Raw genomic sequence first — 20,135 nt, forward strand, 5'->3', positions numbered from 1 at the left:
AGCATGGCGCAACGACTGGTGATCATCGGCAACGGCATCGCCGCGGTGCGGCTGGTGGAGGAGCTGCTGGCGCGTGACGCCGGGCGCTACGCCATCACGCTTATCGGCGACGAGCCGCAGGCGGCCTACAACCGCATTCAGCTCTCCCCGGTGCTGAGCGGCGAAAAACCGGCGCACGCCATTCAGCTGCACGCTGCCGACTGGTATCAGCAGCAGGGCGTCACGCTGCTTACCGGCGAACGGGTGGAGCATGTAAACCTCACCGGGCGCACCCTGAGCACCACGCAGCGTAAGCTGGTCTGGGATGAGCTGGTGTTTGCTACTGGCTCGCTGCCCGCATTCCCGCCGCTGCCGGGCAGCGATCGGCCGCACGTTATCGGCTTTCGCACGCTACGTGACGTGGAAACCATGCTGGCACTGGACGGCCCGGCGGTGGTGCTTGGCGGCGGGCTGCTGGGGGTGGAAGCCGCGGCAGCGCTGCGGCTACGCGGTGTGGAGGTGACGCTGGTGCATCGCCACCCGTGGCTGATGGATCAGCAGCTCGATGAACAGGCAGGCGGCCTGCTGGCGGACTCGCTGCGCGCGCGCGGCATTCGCTGTGAGCTGGCGAGCGGCCTGACGGGCATTGAGGCGCAGCACGTCACGCTGGTGGACGGGCGTCAGCTGCCCGCCGGGCGCGTGGTGATCGCCACCGGCGTGCGTCCGAACGCGGCTCTCGCTGCGCAGAGCGGGCTGCTGTGCCAGCGCGGCGTGGTGGTGGATGGCTGGCTGCGTACCGCTGAACCCGGCGTCAGCGCGCTCGGCGAGTGCTGTGAAATTGACGGCCAGACCTGGGGACTGGTTGCTCCCTGTCTGCAGCAGGCCGGGGTGCTGGCCGCCCGGCTGTCCGGGGAAAACGTGCCGCCGTTTCACTATACCGATCGCGGCACCCGGCTGAAGGTCACCGGCATCGACCTGTTCAGCGCCGGGCAGGTGCAGAGCGATCCCGGCTGTGAATCACTTACCACCTTCGATCCACTTTCCCGCCACTACCGCCGCCTGCTGCTGCGCGACGGCGAACTGGTCGGAGCGCTGCTGTTTGGTGATGTCACCCCGGCCAGCGCCTGGCTCGATGCCCTGCACCACAAGATAAACGCGCCGGCGCTGCTGTTTGATGCGCCGCTGTCCGACGACTCCGGAGAAAACACAATGACCAAACCCGTACTTATTCTGGTCGGCCACGGCATGGTGGGCCACCATTTCCTTGAACAGTGCGTGGCGCAGGATCTGCATCAGCGCTATCAGATTATTGTCTTTGGTGAAGAGCGCTACCCGGCGTATGACCGGGTGCATCTCTCGGAGTATTTCGCCGGGCGCAGCGCGGAATCGCTCTCGATGGTGGCGGGGGATTTCTTCAGCCAACACGGGATTGAACTGCGCACCGACAGCCGCATTGAGGCCATCGATCGCGACCGCCGGGTGGTGCGCGACAGCCACGGCCAGGAGACCGCCTGGGATTCGCTGGTGCTGGCTACCGGATCGTATCCCTTTGTACCGCCGGTGCCGGGTCATAACCAGCCGGGCTGCTTTGTATACCGCACGCTGGACGATCTGGATGCCATTCGCGCTCGCGCGCAACGGGCTACCCGCGGGGTAGTGATTGGCGGCGGGCTGCTGGGACTTGAAGCGGCGAACGCCCTGAAACAGCTGGGGCTGGAAACCCACGTGGTGGAGTTTGCCCCCTCGCTGATGGCGGTGCAGCTGGATGCCGCCGGCGCGGCGATGCTGCGTGAAAAGATCACCGATCTTGGCGTCGGGGTGCACACCTCGAAAGCCACCCGCGAAATAGCCGCCGAAGGAGAAGGATTGCAGCTGCGCTTCGCCGACGGCGGCACGCTCGATACGGACCTGGTGGTGTTCTCAGCTGGCATCCGTCCGCAGGATGCACTGGCGCGCGAGGCGCGGCTGGCGGTGGGAGAGCGCGGCGGGATCGTCATTGATGATTGCTGTCAGACCAGCGATCCGCACATTTTTGCCATTGGCGAATGCGCCCTGTGGCAGGGCAAAATTTACGGTCTGGTGGCACCCGGCTACCAGATGGCGCGCGTGGCGGCAGCGCAGCTCAGCCAGGGGGATTTGCGTTTCACCGGCGCGGACATGAGCACGAAGCTGAAGCTGCTCGGCGTTGAAGTGGCCTCGTTTGGCGATGCGCACGGGGCGACGCCGGGCTGCCAGAGCTACCAGTGGACCCACGGCCCGCAGCAGATCTACAAAAAGATCGTGGTGGCAGCCGACGGCAAAACGCTGCTGGGCGGCGTACTGATCGGCGACAGCAGCGACTACAGCACCCTGGTACAGATGATGCTCAACGGCATACCGCTCCCGGCCCAGCCGGAGACCCTGATCCTGCCGTCACTCAGCGGTGCCGCGCCAAAAGGCCTCGGCGTCGCGGCGCTGCCGGACAGCGCGCAGATCTGCTCCTGCCACAACGTCAGCAAAGCCGACATCTGCAGCGCGGTCAGCAGCGGGGCGGGGGATATGGCAGCGATCAAGCAGTGCACCAAAGCCGCCACCGGCTGCGGCGGGTGCAGCGCACTGGTAAAACAGGTTATGGAGCACCAGCTGGCGGCCCAGGGGGTGGAGGTGAAACGCGACGTCTGCGACCACTTCGCGTACTCGCGCCAGCAGCTCTATCATCTGGTGCGCGTCAACCATATCCGCAGCTTTGACCAGCTCATCAGCCGCTACGGCCAGGGGCACGGGTGTGAAATCTGTAAGCCGCTGGTGGGATCGATTCTCGCCTCGTGCTGGAACGAATACCTGCTCAAACCGGCGCACCTGCCGCTGCAGGATACCAACGACCGCTATTTCGCCAATATCCAGAAGGACGGCACCTACTCCATCGTGCCGCGCATGGCCGCCGGCGAAGTCACGCCGGATGGCCTGATCGCCATCGGCCAGATCGCCAAACGCTATCAGCTCTACAGCAAAGTCACCGGCGGGCAGCGCATCGATCTGTTTGGCGCGCGGCTGGAGCAGTTGCCTGCCATCTGGGCCGAACTGGTGGCTGCCGGGTTTGAGACCGGGCACGCCTACGGTAAATCGCTGCGTACCGTGAAATCCTGCGTCGGCTCCACCTGGTGCCGCTACGGCGTGCAGGACTCCACCGGGCTGGCGGTGACGCTGGAGAACCGCTACAAGGGGCTGCGCGCCCCGCACAAAATCAAGATGGCGGTGTCGGGCTGCACCCGCGAATGTGCCGAAGCCCAGGGCAAAGATGTCGGCGTCATCGCCACCGATCGCGGCTGGAACCTTTACCTGTGCGGCAACGGTGGCATGAAACCGCGTCACGCCGATCTGTTTGCCAGCGATCTCGACAGCGACACGCTGATTCGCTACATCGACCGCTTCCTGATGTTCTACATCCGCACCGCCGATCGCTTACAGCGCACCAGCACCTGGATGGACAACCTGGAGGGCGGGCTGGATTACCTGCGCGAGGTGGTGATCGACGACAGTCTGGGGATCAATGCCGAGCTGGAGCAGGAGATGGCTCAGGTGGTGGAGACGTATCAGTGCGAGTGGCAGACCACGCTGGCCAGCCCGGACCGGCTGGCGCTGTTCCGCTCTTACGTTAACAGCGAGGCGCCGGATGAGGCCGTTCAGCGTCAGATGCTGCGCGGGCAGCCGCAGCCGGTAGCCGCGCGGGCAATGAGCGAGCCGGTCGCCAGCCCGCGCCCGTGGGAAGCGGTGTGCCAGCTCAACGACATTCCCAGAGATGCCGGGATCGGGGCGCGCCTCGGCGAGCGGCAGATCGCGCTGTTCCGCTTTGGCGAACAGGTCTATGCCCTGGATAACCGCGAACCCGGCAGCGAGGCCAATGTGTTGTCGCGCGGTCTGCTCGGCGATGCGGCGGGCGAACCGGTGGTGATCTCCCCGCTCTACAAACAGCGTATCCGCCTGCGCGACGGCTGCTACCCGGAGAGCGGCGAGATGGCGGTCCGTGCCTGGCCGGTGAAGGTGGAAGCCGGCCAGGTGCTGGTGGGTAGCCAGGCGCTGCTGCTGCGGGCGGTGGCATCATGAACGCAGTCAGGACCACCTGTCCCTACTGCGGCGTCGGCTGCGGGCTGATCGCCACTGCACAGCCGGACGGCACGGGCACCGTGGCGGCTGACCCGCATCATCCCGCGAATCTGGGGCGAATTTGCGTTAAGGGCGCAGCGCTCGGCGAGACGCTGGGGCTTGAGTGGCGGCAGCTCCATCCGCAGCTGCACGGGGAGCGCGTCAGCTGGGACCGGGCGCTAGACTACGCCGGGCAACGCCTCAGGGCGATTATTCACGAATACGGCCCGCAGGCTGTGGCGTTTTATGCTTCGGGCCAGCTGCTGACCGAGGATTACTACGCCGCCAACAAGCTGATGAAGGGGTTTATCGGCGCGGCAAATATCGATACCAACTCCCGGCTCTGCATGTCTTCGGCGGTGGTGGGCTACAAGCGCGCCTTCGGTGCCGATGCGGTGCCGTGCAGCTATCGCGATCTGGAGCAGACCGATCTGATTGTGCTGGTCGGCTCCAACGCCGCCTGGACCCATCCGGTGCTCTATCAGCGTATCGTGCAGGCGAAACAGGACAACCCGGCGCTGAAGGTGGTGGTCATCGACCCGCGCCGCACCGCGACCTGTGATATTGCCGATCTGCATCTGCGCCTCAGGCCGGGAAGCGATGCGGGCCTGTATAACGGCTTGCTGCGCGCTATCGCCGAGTATCAGCCGATCGCCGCTGCGTCTTTTAGCGGTCAGGCGGATGCGCTGGCGCAGGCAGAAGCGTGGACACCGGAAAAGGTGGCGCAGTTCTGCGATCTAAGTCGTGACGTTGTCACGGAATTTTATCACCTGTTCTGCACCGCCCCGCGTGCCATGACGCTGTATACCATGGGCATCAACCAGTCCACGTCCGGGAGCGACAAGTGCAATGCCATCATCAATGTCCATCTGGCGAGCGGCAAGACGGGGCGCGTCGGCTGCGACCCGTTTTCCCTGACCGGTCAGCCGAATGCGATGGGCGGGCGTGAAGTGGGCGGCCTGGCAAACCAGCTCGCCTGCCATATGAACTTTGTGCCGGAGGATATCGCCCGTCTCGGTCGTTTCTGGGGCAGCGATCGCATCGCCGCCACGCCGGGTCTGATGGCGGTGGAGCTGTTCGACGCTATCGGCCGTGGCGAGATAAAAGCGGTCTGGATCATGGGCACCAATCCGGCGGTCTCGCTGCCGGACAGCGAGCGGGTGAACCGGGCGCTGGCCGCGTGCCCGCTGGTGATTGTCTCAGAGGTGAGCGCCGGAACCGACACCAGCCGCCATGCCCATGTGCGCTTCCCCGCCCAGGCATGGGGGGAGAAGAACGGCACCGTCACTAACTCTGAACGGCGCATCTCGCGTCAGCGTCCGTTTATGCCCGTTCCCGGCGAGGCGCGGCCGGACTGGTGGATTGTGGCCCGCGTCGCCGGGGCGCTCGGCTACGGCGACGCGTTTGCCTGGCAGCATCCGCACGAGGTGTTCTGCGAGCACGCCGCGCTGTCGGGCTATGAAAATGACGGCCAGCGCGCGTTTGATATCAGCGGCCTTGCGACGCTCAGCCGGGAGGCGTATGACAGCCTGGCACCGATCCAGTGGCCGGTGAACGCCGCGCATCCCCAGGGTTGCGAGCGGCTGCTTAGCGACGGACGCGGCTGGGGGCGCGACGCGCGGCTCAGGATGGTGCCGGTGACGCCGCGGCTGCCGCACAGTGCCGACCAGCCGGGACTGGTGCTCAATACCGGACGCTACCGCGATCAGTGGCACACCATGACGCGCACCGGAACGGTGCCGCGCCTGATGCAGCACAACCCGTTGCCGCGGGTGGAGATGCATCCCGAAGACGCCCGCCGGTATGGCGTCGAGGATAGCGCGCTGGTCCGGCTGGCCACACCGCGCGGAGAGATGACCGGTTTTGCGCGACTGACCCGCGATCAGGCACCCGGTACGCTGTTTGCACCGATGCACTGGAACCGCCAGTTTGCCAGCCGCTCGGGGGTCAACAGCCTGGTGGCAGCGCACTGCGATCCCCTTTCCGGGCAGCCGGAGAGCAAGCAGACGGCGGTGAGCCTGGCGGTCTGGCAGCCGGTGTGGCAGGGCTGGCTGTTCAGCCGGGGCGCGCCCGTGCTGCCAGAAGCGGTCGTGCGCTGGGATGTGGCGCAGGCGGGCGTTCATCAGCTGCGGCTGGCAAGCGACACGCCGGACAGCAGCGGCATACAGGCCTGGGCGGCGGCGCAGGGCTGGCAGCTGCAGCTTGCTGAGGGGGCGGGCATTACCCATTTACTGGCCTGGCACGATGGCACACTTCAGCTGGCGTTTTATGCGGGCAGGCGCTGCCCTGAGGTAAACGTGGAGACCGTGCTGGCGGCGTTTGCGCATCCTCCGGCATGTGCGGCGACGCGCCATGCGCTGCTGGCAGGCCGGGCGGCGTCAACCGGGCCCGTGCAGGGGAAAATTATCTGCAGCTGCTTTAACGTGGGCGAAACGGCTATCCGCGCGGCGGTTACGGCGGGTTGCGACTCGACCGCCGCGCTGGGGGAAGCGCTGCGCTGCGGTACCAACTGCGGCTCCTGTCTTCCGGAGCTGCGGGCGTTGCTGCCGCAGCGCGTCTCGTAGCTACTGCCCGAAGCGGCCTATCAGCCCGGTAGCGGCGAGGGCGTGGCCCTTCAGTTTCTCCATCAGCGCCTCGCGGGTTAAGCCTTCCGGCAGATCCGGGGTTAAATCGGTGGCGATGAGGGTGTAGACGTAGTGGTGCGCGCCGCTTCCCGGAGGTGGGCAGGGGCCGTGATAGCGCATGTTGCCGGGGGTATTTTTACCCCCGGTGTAGCCTTTACCATCGCGCAGATCGTTGGCAGCAAAACCGGTACGGGTGGGCGGAATGTTATAGGCCACCAGATGGGTAACCCCGAGGCCTTTGGCACCTTCGGGATCGTGCATCACCAGCGCATAGCTTTTGGTGCCCTGCGGGGCATGACTCCAGACCAGCGTAGGAGAGTTATTCTCCCCGGTACAATTCGGATTATTTTCCGCATTGCCGGCGAAGCGCTTCTCCAGCATCGCGTTGTCGGCAAAATCCGGCGACTGCAGCATAAAGATTTCCTGGGCGGCGACCTGACCGGTCACCAGCACCGACAGGCCGCACAGCGCCGCTAACAGGGTTTTATTCATCGTGTGATCTCACAGGGACGGGATGTTTAAAGCGTAGCGTAGCCGGGCCATGCGCGCGTGAGGATATTCCTGAAAACGGCAGATGTGGTTAAAAAACAATCAAAACTGAGTATGTTATACTTTTGCTTTCGTCCGGCATGGCCGGTTTATCTGACTGTGAGATAACGCTAACCCACTGATGTTGAGTTCTCTTTTCCCCCGATCCCGGTTGCTGCTGCTGACGCTAATGCTGTCTGCCGCTGGCGCGAACGCGCAGCAAAGCTGGTCCCAAAAAGCCGCCAATCCCTTTGATAATGACGGTGACGCCCTGCCGGATCTCGGCATCGCGCCGGAAAACGATGATTATGAAAAGCATCTCGCCACGATGGCAAAAGCCTTTGGTGAAGAGAGCATGGTGGATAACGATCTGGATGCCGGCGAGCAGGCGCGCGTGTTTGCCCTCAGCCATCTGCGTGATGCGGTGACCGGGCGCGTCAGCGATGAGGTACAGTCGCTGCTCTCGCCGCTGGGTACGGCGAATATGAATCTGCTGGTGGATGACGAAGGCAACTTCACCGGCAGCAGCGGCTCGCTGTTTACCCCGTGGCAGGATAACAATCGCTACCTGACCTGGACGCAGTTTGGCGTCAGCCAGCAGGATGATGGCCTGGTCGGCAATGCCGGAGTCGGGCAACGCTGGGTGGCCGGTGACTGGCTGCTCGGCTACAACAGCTTCTACGATACCCGCTTCGATGACCATCTGCAGCGCGCCGGCTTTGGTGCCGAGGCCTGGGGCGAATACCTGCGTTTTTCAGCCAACTACTATTCTCCGTTCGGCGACTGGCAGCGTACGTCCGCAACCGTTGAGCAGCGGCTGGCGCGCGGCTATGACGTTACGGCCCAGGCGTGGCTGCCGTTTTATCGCCATATCAACACCAGCCTGAGCGTTGAGCAGTATTTTGGTGACAGCGTGGATCTGTTTGACAGCGGAACCGGGTATCACGACCCGATGGCGGTGAAGCTCGGGCTGAATTATACCCCGGTGCCGCTGGTCACCCTGACCGCGCAGCACAAGCAAGGGGAGGCCGGGGAGAGCCAGAACAACCTCGGTTTAACGCTCAACTACCGCTTCGGCGTGCCGCTGGCAAAACAGCTCTCTGCTGCCGAAGTGGCAAATACCAGCTCGCTGCGCGGCAGCCGCTACGATCGGGTTGAGCGTAACGCGGTGCCGGAGGTGAACTTCCGCCAGCGTAAAACCCTGTCGGTGTTTCTCGCCACGCCACCCTGGGATCTTCAGCCTGGCGAAGCGGTGATGTTGAAACTGCAGGTGCGCAGCGTCAACGGTATCCGCAGCCTGACCTGGCAGGGAGATACCCATGCCCTGAGCCTGACGCCGCCGGTGAATAATGACTCGACCGAGGGCTGGACGGTGATCGTTCCGGCGTGGGACAGCAGCCCCGATGCCAGCAACAGCTGGCGGCTGTCGGTCACGGTGGAGGACAATCGCGGCCAGCGTGTGACGTCGAACGTAATTACGCTGGAAGCCACCGCGCCGCTGGCAGCGATGCCGGAAGGGGATACGCGCTTCCAGCTGCTGCCGGAGGAGTAAGTTAAAACACGCGTTCCTGATGCACCCAGACCGCCGCTTCGACGCGGGACTTGAGCTTCATCTTTTTGAGCAGGTGCTTAACGTGCACTTTGACGGTGGACTCGGTGATGTCGAGGCGGCGGGCAATCATCTTGTTCGGCAGGCCCTGGGCGATAAGCTTGAGAATGTCGCGCTCGCGCGGGGTGAGCTGGGTGATGTCGCGATCAGAGGGCGCACGGTTGGCGCGCAGGCTCGCCGCCAGCACCGGGGTCAACGCTTCGCTTAACACCATTTCACCCGCCGCGGCCTGATGCAGCGCCTTCAGCAGATCTTCCGGCTCCATATCTTTAAGCAGATAGCCATCTGCGCCACGCTTTAACGCCGTTACCACATCCTCTTCATGGTTCGAGACGCTGAATACCACAATGCGCCCGGAGAGGGATTTCTCACGCAGACGGTCCAGGGTTTCCAGCCCGTTAAGCCCCGGCATGTTGAGGTCGAGCAGGATCAGATCCGGGTCCAGCGCTTCGGCCAGCTCAATGCCCTGTTCGCCGTTGCCCGCTTCGCCCGTCACGGCGAGGTCCGGGGCCATACTGATAAGCTGTTTTACCCCGGTGCGCAGCATCGGGTGGTCATCAATCAGCAAGATAGTTGCTGCATCCGGATTACTCATAGGTGTCTCCCTGGAGTGAAGGTGAAGGGGTATCGGGAATAAAGGTGACAATAACCTCGGTGCCGCCGGCCTCGCGGCGGCGAACCTGGCAGTCACCGCGCAGGCTCTGGGTGCGATCCCGCATGATAATCAAACCGTAATGATTGCTGCGCTCGGCATTTTCCGCCACGCCCCGGCCGTTATCCTGCACCGACAGCGTGACCTGACGGTTGTGCCAGGTGACGCTCACGCGAATGGCGCTGGCCCCGGCGTGCTTCTGGGCGTTATTTAACGCTTCGCGGGCGATATGCAGGACGTGAATCGCCTGATGAGGGGGGATCAGCCGCGGCGGCAGCTGGTAGTTCAGCTCGACCGGAAAGCCCAGCCGCGCGCTGAATTCCTGGCAGCTGGCTTCCAGCGCCGGACGCAGGCCCGGCTCGGTCAGCTGCAGGCGGAAGGTGGTGAGCAGCTCGCGCAGTTGTACCCACGACGAATTGAGTTCGTTCCGCATCTGGGAAAGCAGCGTGCGCACGCTCTCCGGCAGGGTGTCGCCCTGCATCTGCAGGCAACTGACCTGCATTTTCAGGCAGGAGAGCGACTGGGCGATAGAATCATGCAACTCGCGGGCAATGGCGGCACGCTCCTCCATCACCACCAGCTGCTGCTGGTGATCCTGCTGACGGTCAATCGCCAGCGAGGCGGTGATCTGCTCCACCAGGGTATCCACCATCTGCTGCTGGTCCTGGCTGAGATGGCAGCCCTTCGGCAGTTTGGCGAGCATGAGGCCGTACTGGTTATGGGTATCGGTGAGACGCCATTTCAGGGTGGTGGAGCTGGCATCGGGCGGCGTGGGCTGACGCGGGCAGAGGTGGCAGCCCTTTTCATCGCATGCGGCATTGGCCTGCCAGGTAAACTCCTGCGTGTTCTCTTCGTCGTCGAACTCATAGACCCGCAGTTCGATCTCGCGCAGCAGGGTTAACTGCTGCAGTTCATTGAGCACCGGTGCCAGCCGCTCGCACAGCGGGGCAGAGGAGTGTAGCCGCCGGCTGGCCTGCCAGAGAAACGCCAGCATTTCATTTTTATGCGCCAGCACCGCTGTTTTCTCGGCGACGCGCTCTTCGAGCACGCTGTAGCTGGCAGCCAGTTCAGACGACATGCTGTTGAGCGACTGTCCGAGGGTGGCCATTTCATCGCGCCCGCTGATGGTGACGCGCTGGGAAAAATCGCGATGGCCAACGGCGGTTGCCATCGCCATCAGCTGACGCCACGGACTCAGCAGGCGCTGACGCAGCCAGATAACGGTGAACACCAGCAGCAGACCCATCAGCCCGGCGAGAGCGTGCTGCAGCATCACAATGCGTTCGATACGCAGCTCGGTGGTGTGGTCGAACGCGGTGACCAGCACATCGATTTGATGAACAAAATTCTCGACGTTCATCCGCACTGCATCCGGGTGCCGGGCCTGACGCAGCGCCGGTTCGAGCGTTTCACGCCAGTAGCGCTGCAGCGCTTCAAGCCGTGCCGTTTCGCCGTCGCGCTGAGCCGCCTGCGCCAGCTCCTGACTGAACGTGGTGCGCTCCATATCAGCAATCAGGCGCGTATCGCTGGCCTGCAGCGGCACCGCCGACAGCAAACGATAGCTCTGCATGCGCATCGATCCGGCTTTGTTTATCGCGTGGGCGCTGCCCTGAATACCCTGGCCCAGCCAGCCTGCCACCGCCATGCCTGTAATACCAATAGCCGCCGACAGCAGCACGATGAGCGTGAGCTGGTTGATAAGCGTCAGGGGTGAAAACAGGCGTTTAAACATGGACGGGAAAGCTCCGCGCGTGGTGGCACCAGAAAATGACATTGCGCTATTGTCAGGTATCACCAGGAGTATACACATACCCCGAAAGGATTAACCCTCAATTGCCACCGGAGCGGTTAAGCGCGGTCATAAGAGGTAAATGGCCCTCAGCACCGTGAAAAACCACACCTTTTGTCTGCCGGTGCGCTACTCATTTGGGATGAGGATGATTTTTTGCACAGTTTCGTGTCGCAATATCCTTTGATTTACATCAACTTACCCGACGCCTTAAACCCTATGGTGAGTGCAGTTATTTCATCTGTCTGAGGTGTCTATGAGTCACTCTTCCGCCCCGCAGCGCGCTGAAGGCGCGCTTCTTACTGACTGGCGTCCGGACGATCCGGCGTTCTGGCAGCAGAAAGGGCATCGTATCGCCAGCCGTAACCTGTGGATCTCCGTTCCCAGCCTGCTACTGGCTTTCTGCGTCTGGATGTTATTCAGTGCCGTAGCGGTAAACCTGAATAAGGTCGGGTTTAACTTCACCACCGATCAGCTGTTTATGCTGACTGCGCTGCCGTCGGTTTCCGGTGCGCTGCTGCGCGTCCCGTATTCCTTTATGGTACCGCTGTTTGGTGGACGTCGCTGGACCGCATTCAGCACCGGCATCCTGATTATTCCCTGCCTGTGGCTGGGCTTTGCCGTGCAGGACAGTACTACGCCGTTCAGCACCTTCATCATCATTTCACTGCTGTGCGGCTTTGCCGGGGCGAACTTTGCCTCCAGCATGGCGAACATCAGCTTCTTTTTCCCGAAAGAGAAGCAGGGCGGCGCGCTGGGCATTAACGGCGGCATGGGCAACCTGGGTGTCAGCGTGATGCAGCTGCTGGCGCCGCTGGCTATCTCGATGTCGATTTTCGCGGCGTTTGGCGGTGACGGCGTGGTGCAGGAGAACGGCTCGCGCCTGTATCTGGAAAACGCAGCCTGGATCTGGGTGCCGCTGCTGGCGGTGTTTACCCTCGCGGCCTGGTTTGGCATGAATGACCTGGCGACCAGCAAAGCGTCCATTCGCGATCAGCTTCCGGTGCTGCTGCGGGGTCACCTGTGGATCATGAGCTTCCTCTATCTGGCGACCTTCGGTTCCTTCATCGGCTTTTCTGCCGGCTTCGCGATGCTGGCGAAAACCCAGTTCCCGGATGTGGACATCATGCATTACGCGTTCTTCGGGCCGCTGTTTGGCGCGCTGGCGCGTACTGCGGGCGGGGCGATCTCTGACCGTTGGGGCGGCACCCGCGTAACGCTGGTGAACTTCATCATGATGGCGATCTTCAGCGCGCTGCTGTTCACCACGCTGCCGTCAGCAAGCAGCGATGGTAATCTCATCGCGTTCTTTGGCGTATTCCTGATGTTGTTCCTGACGGCCGGGCTGGGTAGCGGTTCATCGTTCCAGATGATTTCCGTTATCTTCCGTAAACTGACCATGGATCGTGTGAAGGCCCAGGGCGGCAGCGAAGCCCAGGCCATGCGTGAAGCGGCGACCGACACGGCGGCGGCGCTTGGCTTTATCTCCGCGATCGGCGCTATCGGTGGGTTCTTCATCCCGAAAGCCTTTGGTACCTCGCTGGCGTTAACCGGTTCACCTGCCGGGGCAATGAAAGTCTTTTTAGTGTTTTATGTAATTTGCGTGGTCGTCACCTGGCTGGTGTACGGTCGCAAAGCGAAATAATGATAACGATAAAGTAAGTCGGCACTATTTGATGCGCGGGGTTGCCCGCGCTTTTTTTTAGTCCGGAGTTAATTACAACATACTAATAAATGTACATTTCCGTTCCAGAAAGTAGCGCGTCAGAATGTGAGAGCGCGCTCATCAGCAGGCTACCTACCCCTAATGCGTCGGGGCTATAAATTTCACCGCTCGTTTATCGGCTTTTTGAAAAATAAAGCATATAAATCAATGTGATAGCCAAATTTGCGATCTTATCCTTTGGTGGTACCTCTGCTAAAGAGCCTTTTTTCAAAGGCTTACCCGCTTGATCGTTATCAATTCCCCCTCCTGCCGTAAGGGCTACTTTGCCGTCAATTCCAGCAATGTCGATTTACCAGAAGAGCCTGAAGGCTCCATACAGGAGAAACGCTGATGAGCAAATTTCTGGACCGGTTCCGCTACTTCAAGCAGAAGGGCGAAACCTTTGCCGAGGGGCACGGCCAGTTATTAAACACCAACCGCGACTGGGAGGAGGGTTACCGCCAGCGCTGGCAGCACGACAAAATCGTGCGCTCCACCCACGGCGTAAACTGCACCGGCTCCTGTAGCTGGAAGATTTACGTCAAAAACGGTCTGGTTACCTGGGAAACCCAACAGACTGACTATCCGCGCACCCGGCCGGATATGCCTAACCATGAGCCACGCGGCTGCCCACGCGGTGCCAGCTACTCCTGGTATCTCTACAGCGCTAACCGCCTGAAATATCCGCTGATGCGTAAACGCCTGATTAAACTCTGGCGCGAAGCGAAAACCCGCCACAGCGATCCGGTTGATGCCTGGGCTTCCATTATCGAAGACAGCGATAAAGCGAAAAGCTTCAAGCAGGCCCGCGGTCGCGGCGGCTTTGTCCGTTCTTCGTGGCAGGAAGTGAACGAGCTGATCGCGGCGTCTAACGTCTATACCGCGAAAACCTACGGCCCGGACCGTATCGCTGGCTTCTCGCCGATCCCGGCGATGTCGATGGTGTCCTATGCTTCCGGGGCGCGTTATCTGTCGCTCATCGGCGGCACCTGCCTGAGCTTCTACGACTGGTACTGCGACCTGCCGCCGGCCTCACCGATGACCTGGGGCGAGCAGACCGACGTCCCGGAATCCGCGGACTGGTACAACTCCAGTTACATCATTGCCTGGGGCTCAAACGTTCCGCAGACCCGTACCCCGGATGCGCACTTCTTTACCGAAGTACGCTACAAAGGCACCAAAACCGTGGCGGTTACCCCGGACTACGCGGAAATCGCCAAGCTGTGCGACCTCTGGCTGGCACCGAAGCAGGGTACCGACAGCGCGATGGCGCTGGCGATGGGCCACGTCATGCTGCGCGAATTCCACCTCGACAACCCGAGCCAGTACTTCACTGATTACGTTCGCCGCTACACCGACATGCCGATGCTGGTGATGCTCGAAGAGCGCGACGGCATGTACGCGGCAGGCCGCATGCTGCGCGCCTCGGATCTGGTGGATGCGCTGGGCCAGGAGAACAATCCCGAGTGGAAAACCATCGCTTGCGATAACCGCAGCGGCGAGCTGGTTGCTCCGAACGGTTCAATTGGCTTCCGCTGGGGCGAGAAGGGCAAGTGGAACCTGGAGCAGCGTAACGGCACCAGCGGTGAAGAAGCCGAACTGCGCCTGAGCCTGCTCGGCAGCCATGATGAAATCGCCGATGTCGGCTTCCCGTACTTCGGCGGCGACGGCACCGAGCACTTCACCAACGTGGCGCTCGACAACGTGCTGGTGCATAAGCTGCCGGCGAAGCGCCTGCAGCTGGCAAATGGCGAAACCGCGCTGGTGACCACGGTCTACGATCTGACGCTGGCGAACTACGGTCTTGAGCGCGGGCTGGGGGATGCCAACGCGGCATCCAGCTATGACGAAGTGAAAGCCTATACTCCGGCCTGGGCCGAGCAGATCACCGGTGTGCCGCGCACGCAGATTATTCGTACCGCGCGTGAATTTGCGGATAACGCCGATAAAACCCATGGCCGTTCGATGATCATCGTCGGTGCCGGTATGAACCACTGGTTCCACATGGACATGAACTACCGTGGGCTTATCAACATGCTGGTGTTCTGCGGTTGCGTCGGCCAGAGCGGCGGCGGCTGGGCACACTATGTGGGCCAGGAAAAACTGCGTCCGCAGACCGGCTGGCAGCCGCTGGCGTTCGGCCTCGACTGGAGCCGTCCGCCGCGCCACATGAACAGCACTTCTTTCTTCTACAACCACTCCAGCCAGTGGCGCTATGAATCCCTGACTGCACAAGAACTGCTCTCCCCGCTGGCGGATAAATCGCGCTATACCGGTCACCTCATTGACTTCAACGTGCGCGCTGAACGTATGGGCTGGCTGCCGTCGGCGCCGCAGTTGGGCACCAACCCGCTGCGCATCAAGGCTGCGGCCGATGCCGCCGGGATGAATCCGGTGGATTACACCGTCAAGGCGCTGAAGTCCGGAGAGATCCGTTTCGCGGCAGAAGAGCCGGAAAACGGTAAGAACCATCCGCGTAATCTGTTTGTCTGGCGCTCCAACCTGCTTGGTTCCTCCGGGAAAGGGCATGAGTACATGCTCAAATACCTGCTCGGCACCGAGAATGGTATTCAGGGCAAGGATCTGGGTCAGCAGGGCGGCGTGAAGCCCGAAGAGATTGAATGGCAGGATAACGGCCTCGACGGGAAGCTCGACCTGGTCGTGACCCTCGACTTCCGTCTCTCCAGCACCTGTCTCTATTCCGATATCGTGCTGCCGACCGCCACCTGGTATGAGAAAGACGACATGAATACCTCGGATATGCATCCGTTTATTCATCCGCTTTCCGCCGCGGTAGACCCGGCTTGGGAATCAAAAAGCGACTGGGAAATCTACAAGGGCATCGCGAAGAAATTCTCCGAGGTGTGCGTCGGGCACCTGGGGACAGAAACTGACGTGGTGACCCTGCCGATTCAGCACGACTCGGCGGCCGAACTGGCTCAGCCGCTGGATGTGAAAGACTGGAAAAAAGGCGAATGCGACCTGATCCCGGGCAAAACCGCGCCGCACATTATGGTGGTGGAACGTGATTACCCGGCGACTTACGAGCGCTTCACCTCTATCGGTCCGCTGCTGGATAAGATCGGCAACGGGGGCAAGGGCATCGCCTGGAATACCCAGACCGAGATGGATCTGCTGCGCAAGCTCAATTACACCAAGGCAGAAGGTCCGGCCAAAGGCCAGCCGATGCTCAATACAGCTATCGATGCGGCGGAAATGATCCTCACCCTCGCGCCGGAAACCAACGGGCATGTGGCGGTGAAAGCATGGGCGGCGCTGAGCGAATTTACCGGGCGCGACCATACCCATCTGGCGACGAATAAAGAGGAAGAGAAAATCCGCTTCCGCGATATTCAGGCACAGCCGCGCAAAATCATCTCCAGCCCGACCTGGTCTGGCCTCGAGGATGAGCACGTTTCCTATAACGCGGGTTACACCAACGTCCACGAGCTGATCCCGTGGCGCACCCTGACCGGCCGTCAGCAGATTTATCAGGATCACCCGTGGATGCGTGACTTCGGCGAAAGTCTGCTGGTGTACCGTCCGCCGATTGATACCCGTTCCGTTAAAGCGGTGATGGGCCAGAAATCGAACGGCAATCCGGAGAAGGCGCTGAACTTCCTGACGCCGCACCAGAAATGGGGCATTCACTCCACCTACAGCGATAACCTGCTGATGCTGACCCTGTCGCGCGGCGGTCCGATTGTCTGGATGAGTGAAGTGGATGCCAAAGAGCTGGGGATTGAGGATAACGACTGGATCGAAGCGTTCAACGCCAATGGCGCGCTCACAGCCCGTGCGGTGGTCAGCCAGCGCGTGCCGGCGGGGATGACCATGATGTATCACGCTCAGGAACGCATCGTGAATATTCCGGGTTCGGAAATCACCGGCCAGCGCGGCGGGATCCACAACTCGGTGACCCGCATCAGCCCGAAACCGACCCATATGATCGGTGGCTACGCCCATCAGGCCTACGGCTTCAACTACTACGGCACCGTCGGGTCCAACCGCGATGAATTCGTCGTGGTACGTAAGATGAAAAATATCGACTGGTTAGATGGCGAAGGCAATGACCAGGTACAGGAGAGCGCAAAATGAAAATTCGTTCACAAGTCGGCATGGTGCTGAATCTGGACAAGTGCATCGGCTGCCACACCTGCTCAGTCACCTGTAAAAACGTGTGGACCAGCCGGGAAGGGATGGAGTACGCGTGGTTCAATAACGTGGAAAGTAAACCCGGCGTCGGCTTCCCCAACGACTGGGAGAACCAGGAGAAATGGAAGGGCGGCTGGATCCGTAAAATCAATGGCAAACTGCAGCCGCGCATGGGTGGCCGGGCGATGCTGCTCGGTAAAATCTTCGCTAACCCGCATCTGCCGGGCATCGATGACTACTACGAGCCGTTTGACTACGACTATCAGCATCTGCACAACGCGCCGGAAGGCAAACATCAGCCGATTGCGCGTCCGCGCTCGCTGATCACCGGTCAGCGCATGAAGAAAATCGAGACCGGCCCGAACTGGGAAGAGATCCTCGGCGGCGAGTTTGAAAAACGCGGTCACGATAAAAACTTCGACAATATGCAGAAGGCGATGTACGGCCAGTTTGAAAACACCTTCATGATGTACCTGCCGCGCCTGTGTGAGCACTGTCTCAACCCGGCATGCGTGGCTACCTGCCCGAGCGGTGCCATCTACAAGCGTGAAGAAGATGGCATCGTACTGATCGATCAGGACAAATGCCGCGGCTGGCGCATGTGCATTACCGGTTGCCCGTACAAAAAAATCTACTTCAACTGGAAGAGCGGTAAATCTGAGAAGTGCATTTTCTGCTACCCGCGTATCGAAGCCGGGATGCCAACCGTGTGTTCTGAGACCTGCGTTGGACGTATTCGCTACCTCGGCGTGTTGCTGTATGACGCGGACGCGATTGAGAACGCTGCCAGCACCGAGAGCGAGAAAGATCTCTATCAGCGCCAGCTGGACGTGTTCCTCGACCCGAACGATCCGGCAGTGATCGAACAGGCGCTGAAAGATGGCGTACCGCAGAGCGTGATCGACGCCGCACAGCAGTCGCCGGTGTGGAAACTGGCGATGGACTGGAAGCTTGCTCTGCCGCTGCATCCTGAATACCGCACCCTGCCGATGGTCTGGTACGTGCCGCCGCTGTCACCGATCCAGTCGGCTGCCGATGCAGGCGAGCTGGGTCGCAACGGGATCCTGCCGGACGTCGAAAGCCTGCGTATTCCGGTGCAGTATCTGGCTAACCTGCTGACCGCGGGTGACACTGCCCCGGTGCTGCTGGCGCTGAAACGTATGCTGGCAATGCGCCACTACAAACGTGCGGAAACCGTGGACGGCGTCAACGATCTGCGCGCGCTGGAAGAAGTCGGCCTGAGCGAAGCACAGGCGCAGGAGATGTACCGTTACCTGGCTATCGCCAACTACGAAGATCGTTTCGTGGTGCCGTCCAGCCATCGCGAACTGGCTGCGGATGCGTTCCCGGAACGCAACGGCTGCGGTTTCAGCTTCGGTGACGGCTGCCATGGTTCAGACGGCAAGTTCAACCTGTTCAACAGCCGCCGCATCGATGCTATTGACGTGACGGTGAAAACGGAGCCCCGCCCATGACTGAACTGTTGATTATCTCCCGCCTGCTGGAGTATCCGGATGCTGCCCTGTGGCAGCATCAGGGCGAGCTGTTTGAAGCCCTCGCGCAGGCAGAGCATCTGTCGCTGAAGCAGGCACATCAGCTTGGCGTATTTATTCGCGATCTGACGCAGCAGGATCTGCTGGACGCCCAGGCCAGCTACGGTGAACTGTTCGACCGTGGCCGCGCCACCTCCATGCTGTTATTCGAGCACGTGCACGGCGAATCCCGCGATCGCGGTCAGGCGATGGTCGATCTGCTCTCGCAGTATGAGCGCGCCGGGCTGATGCTCGACAGCCGCGAACTGCCGGATCACCTGCCACTCTATCTGGAGTACCTGGCCCAGCTGCCGCATCAGGAGGCGATTGCCGGTCTGCAGGACGTCGCGCCGATCCTGGCGCTGCTCGCGGCACGCCTCAACCAGCGTGAAAGCGCGTATGCAGTACTGTTTGAGCTACTGCTGGGGCTGTGCGAAACCGCCGTGGACAGCCAACAGGTCGCGGAGAAGATCGCGAACGAAGCCCGTGACGATACGCCGCAGGCGCTGGATGCGGTGTGGGAAGAGGAGCAGGTGAAGTTCTACTCCGAGCAGGGGTGTGGTGATAACGCCATCGGTAACCATCAGCGTCGTTTTGCCGGTGCTGTCGCGCCGCAATATCTTACTATTCCAACGGGAGGGCAGCAGTGATGGACTTTCTGAATACGTTTTTCTTCGGGATCTATCCCTACATCGCCGGCACCGTGTTCCTGGTCGGCAGCTGGCTGCGTTATGACTATGGTCAGTACACCTGGCGCGCGGGCTCAAGCCAGATGCTTGACCGCAAGGGCATGAACATGGCTTCCAACCTGTTTCACTTCGGGATCCTCGGGATTTTCTTCGGCCACCTGTTCGGGATGTTAACCCCGCACTGGATGTACGAAGCGTTTTTGCCGATTGCGATGAAACAAAAGCTGGCAATGATTGCCGGTGGGGTGTTTGGTGCCATGACGCTGGTGGGTGGGCTGCTGCTGCTCAAACGTCGCCTGCTTAATCCGCGTATACGCGCTACCTCTACCGGGGCGGATATTCTTATCCTGGTGCTGCTGATGACGCAGTGCACCCTGGGGCTGATCACCATTCCGTTCTCGGCGCAGCATATGGACGGTTCAGAGATGATGAAGCTGGTGGGCTGGGCGCAGTCGGTTGTGACCTTCCGCGGCGGTGCTGCTGAGCATCTGGACGGCGTGGCGTTTATCTTCCGCATGCACCTCGTGCTGGGCATGACGCTGTTCCTGGTGTTCCCGTTCACCCGTCTGGTGCACGTCTGGAGCGCGCCGGTGGAGTATTTCACCCGTAAATATCAGGTAGTACGCGCCCGCCGTTAACGGCGCGGGTACGGCGACAAAACCCGGCTCTGGCCGGGTTTTTTTATGGGTGTAAGCGTGTAGGTAATACGCGGTGCTTTGAACGCGGCGGGTGCGCAGGCTTACCCGCCCTA

At 61.4% G+C, this 20,135-nt stretch carries 11 protein-coding genes; 8 read left to right on the forward strand and 3 right to left on the reverse strand.

Going from position 1 to position 20,135, the window contains the following annotated elements:
* Positions 1 to 3: 3 nt before the first annotated feature.
* Positions 4 to 4,062 carry a nitrite reductase large subunit NirB gene (gene nirB / locus ET34_RS0115635; protein ID WP_081826946.1) on the forward strand — a complete coding sequence of 1,353 codons (4,059 nt, stop codon included), beginning with the start codon at positions 4 to 6 and terminating at the stop codon, positions 4,060 to 4,062.
* Positions 4,059 to 6,665, forward strand: coding sequence for a nitrate reductase (locus ET34_RS0115640; protein ID WP_031523621.1), 2,607 nt, complete (start codon positions 4,059 to 4,061; stop codon positions 6,663 to 6,665). The genes nirB and ET34_RS0115640 overlap by 4 nt, the downstream gene beginning before the upstream one ends.
* Here the strand turns inward: ET34_RS0115640 and ET34_RS0115645 are convergent, their stop codons facing one another.
* Complete coding sequence (locus ET34_RS0115645) at positions 6,666 to 7,217, reverse strand: YbhB/YbcL family Raf kinase inhibitor-like protein (protein WP_031523622.1); 552 nt, start codon at positions 7,215 to 7,217, stop codon at positions 6,666 to 6,668.
* A gap of 178 nt (positions 7,218 to 7,395) precedes the next feature.
* Between ET34_RS0115645 and ET34_RS0115650 the strand changes: the two genes are divergently transcribed.
* The gene (locus ET34_RS0115650) at positions 7,396 to 8,805 is read left to right on the forward strand and encodes a YchO/YchP family invasin (protein WP_031523623.1); all 1,410 of its coding nucleotides are present in this window, start codon (positions 7,396 to 7,398) and stop codon (positions 8,803 to 8,805) included.
* 1 nt (position 8,806) lies between these two features.
* On the opposite strand, the gene narL is transcribed toward ET34_RS0115650, so the two are convergent.
* Complete coding sequence (gene narL / locus ET34_RS0115655) at positions 8,807 to 9,457, reverse strand: two-component system response regulator NarL (protein WP_031523625.1); 651 nt, start codon at positions 9,455 to 9,457, stop codon at positions 8,807 to 8,809.
* Positions 9,450 to 11,246, reverse strand: a complete 1,797-nt coding sequence (narX, locus tag ET34_RS0115660; RefSeq protein WP_031523627.1) for a nitrate/nitrite two-component system sensor histidine kinase NarX — start codon at positions 11,244 to 11,246, stop codon at positions 9,450 to 9,452. The genes narL and narX overlap by 8 nt, the downstream gene beginning before the upstream one ends.
* A 313-nt stretch (positions 11,247 to 11,559) precedes the next feature.
* Here narX and ET34_RS0115665 point away from each other — a divergent pair, with 313 nt between their 5' ends.
* The 5 genes from ET34_RS0115665 to narI all read left to right on the forward strand — a co-directional run bounded on the left by ET34_RS0115665 (position 11,560) and on the right by narI (position 20,022).
* Entirely contained in the window at positions 11,560 to 12,948 is a 1,389-nt protein-coding gene (locus ET34_RS0115665; protein WP_031523629.1) for a NarK family nitrate/nitrite MFS transporter, read from the forward strand.
* Between the two features lie 411 nt (positions 12,949 to 13,359).
* Positions 13,360 to 17,106, forward strand: a complete 3,747-nt coding sequence (locus ET34_RS0115670) for a nitrate reductase subunit alpha (protein ID WP_031523631.1) — start codon at positions 13,360 to 13,362, stop codon at positions 17,104 to 17,106.
* A complete protein-coding gene (gene narH / locus ET34_RS0115675; protein ID WP_031523633.1) occupies positions 17,103 to 18,638 on the forward strand; it encodes a nitrate reductase subunit beta in 1,536 nt (511 codons plus the stop codon). The genes ET34_RS0115670 and narH overlap by 4 nt, the downstream gene beginning before the upstream one ends.
* Complete coding sequence (gene narJ / locus ET34_RS0115680; RefSeq protein WP_031523634.1) at positions 18,635 to 19,345, forward strand: nitrate reductase molybdenum cofactor assembly chaperone; 711 nt, start codon at positions 18,635 to 18,637, stop codon at positions 19,343 to 19,345. The genes narH and narJ overlap by 4 nt, the downstream gene beginning before the upstream one ends.
* A complete protein-coding gene (narI, locus tag ET34_RS0115685; protein WP_031523636.1) occupies positions 19,345 to 20,022 on the forward strand; it encodes a respiratory nitrate reductase subunit gamma in 678 nt (225 codons plus the stop codon). Before narJ ends, narI begins: the two co-directional genes overlap by 1 nt.
* Positions 20,023 to 20,135 lie beyond the last annotated feature (113 nt).

Origin of the sequence: Siccibacter colletis, from assembly GCF_000696575.1 — a bacterium.
Lineage (GTDB): Bacteria > Pseudomonadota > Gammaproteobacteria > Enterobacterales > Enterobacteriaceae > Siccibacter > Siccibacter colletis.

Bases quoted from the DNA above. Each gene is read 5' to 3' on its own strand.
- ET34_RS0115650 (WP_031523623.1), top strand. From the start codon at position 7,396: ATGTTGAGTTCTCTTTTCCCCCGATCCCGGTTGCTGCTGCTGACGCTA.
- ET34_RS0115645 (WP_031523622.1), bottom strand. From the start codon at position 7,217: ATGAATAAAACCCTGTTAGCGGCGCTGTGCGGCCTGTCGGTGCTGGTG.
- nirB (WP_081826946.1), top strand. From the start codon at position 4: ATGGCGCAACGACTGGTGATCATCGGCAACGGCATCGCCGCGGTGCGG.
- ET34_RS0115640 (WP_031523621.1), top strand. From the start codon at position 4,059: ATGAACGCAGTCAGGACCACCTGTCCCTACTGCGGCGTCGGCTGCGGG.
- narH (WP_031523633.1), top strand. From the start codon at position 17,103: ATGAAAATTCGTTCACAAGTCGGCATGGTGCTGAATCTGGACAAGTGC.
- narJ (WP_031523634.1), top strand. From the start codon at position 18,635: ATGACTGAACTGTTGATTATCTCCCGCCTGCTGGAGTATCCGGATGCT.
- ET34_RS0115665 (WP_031523629.1), top strand. From the start codon at position 11,560: ATGAGTCACTCTTCCGCCCCGCAGCGCGCTGAAGGCGCGCTTCTTACT.
- ET34_RS0115670 (WP_031523631.1), top strand. From the start codon at position 13,360: ATGAGCAAATTTCTGGACCGGTTCCGCTACTTCAAGCAGAAGGGCGAA.
- narL (WP_031523625.1), bottom strand. From the start codon at position 9,457: ATGAGTAATCCGGATGCAGCAACTATCTTGCTGATTGATGACCACCCG.
- narX (WP_031523627.1), bottom strand. From the start codon at position 11,246: ATGTTTAAACGCCTGTTTTCACCCCTGACGCTTATCAACCAGCTCACG.
- narI (WP_031523636.1), top strand. From the start codon at position 19,345: ATGGACTTTCTGAATACGTTTTTCTTCGGGATCTATCCCTACATCGCC.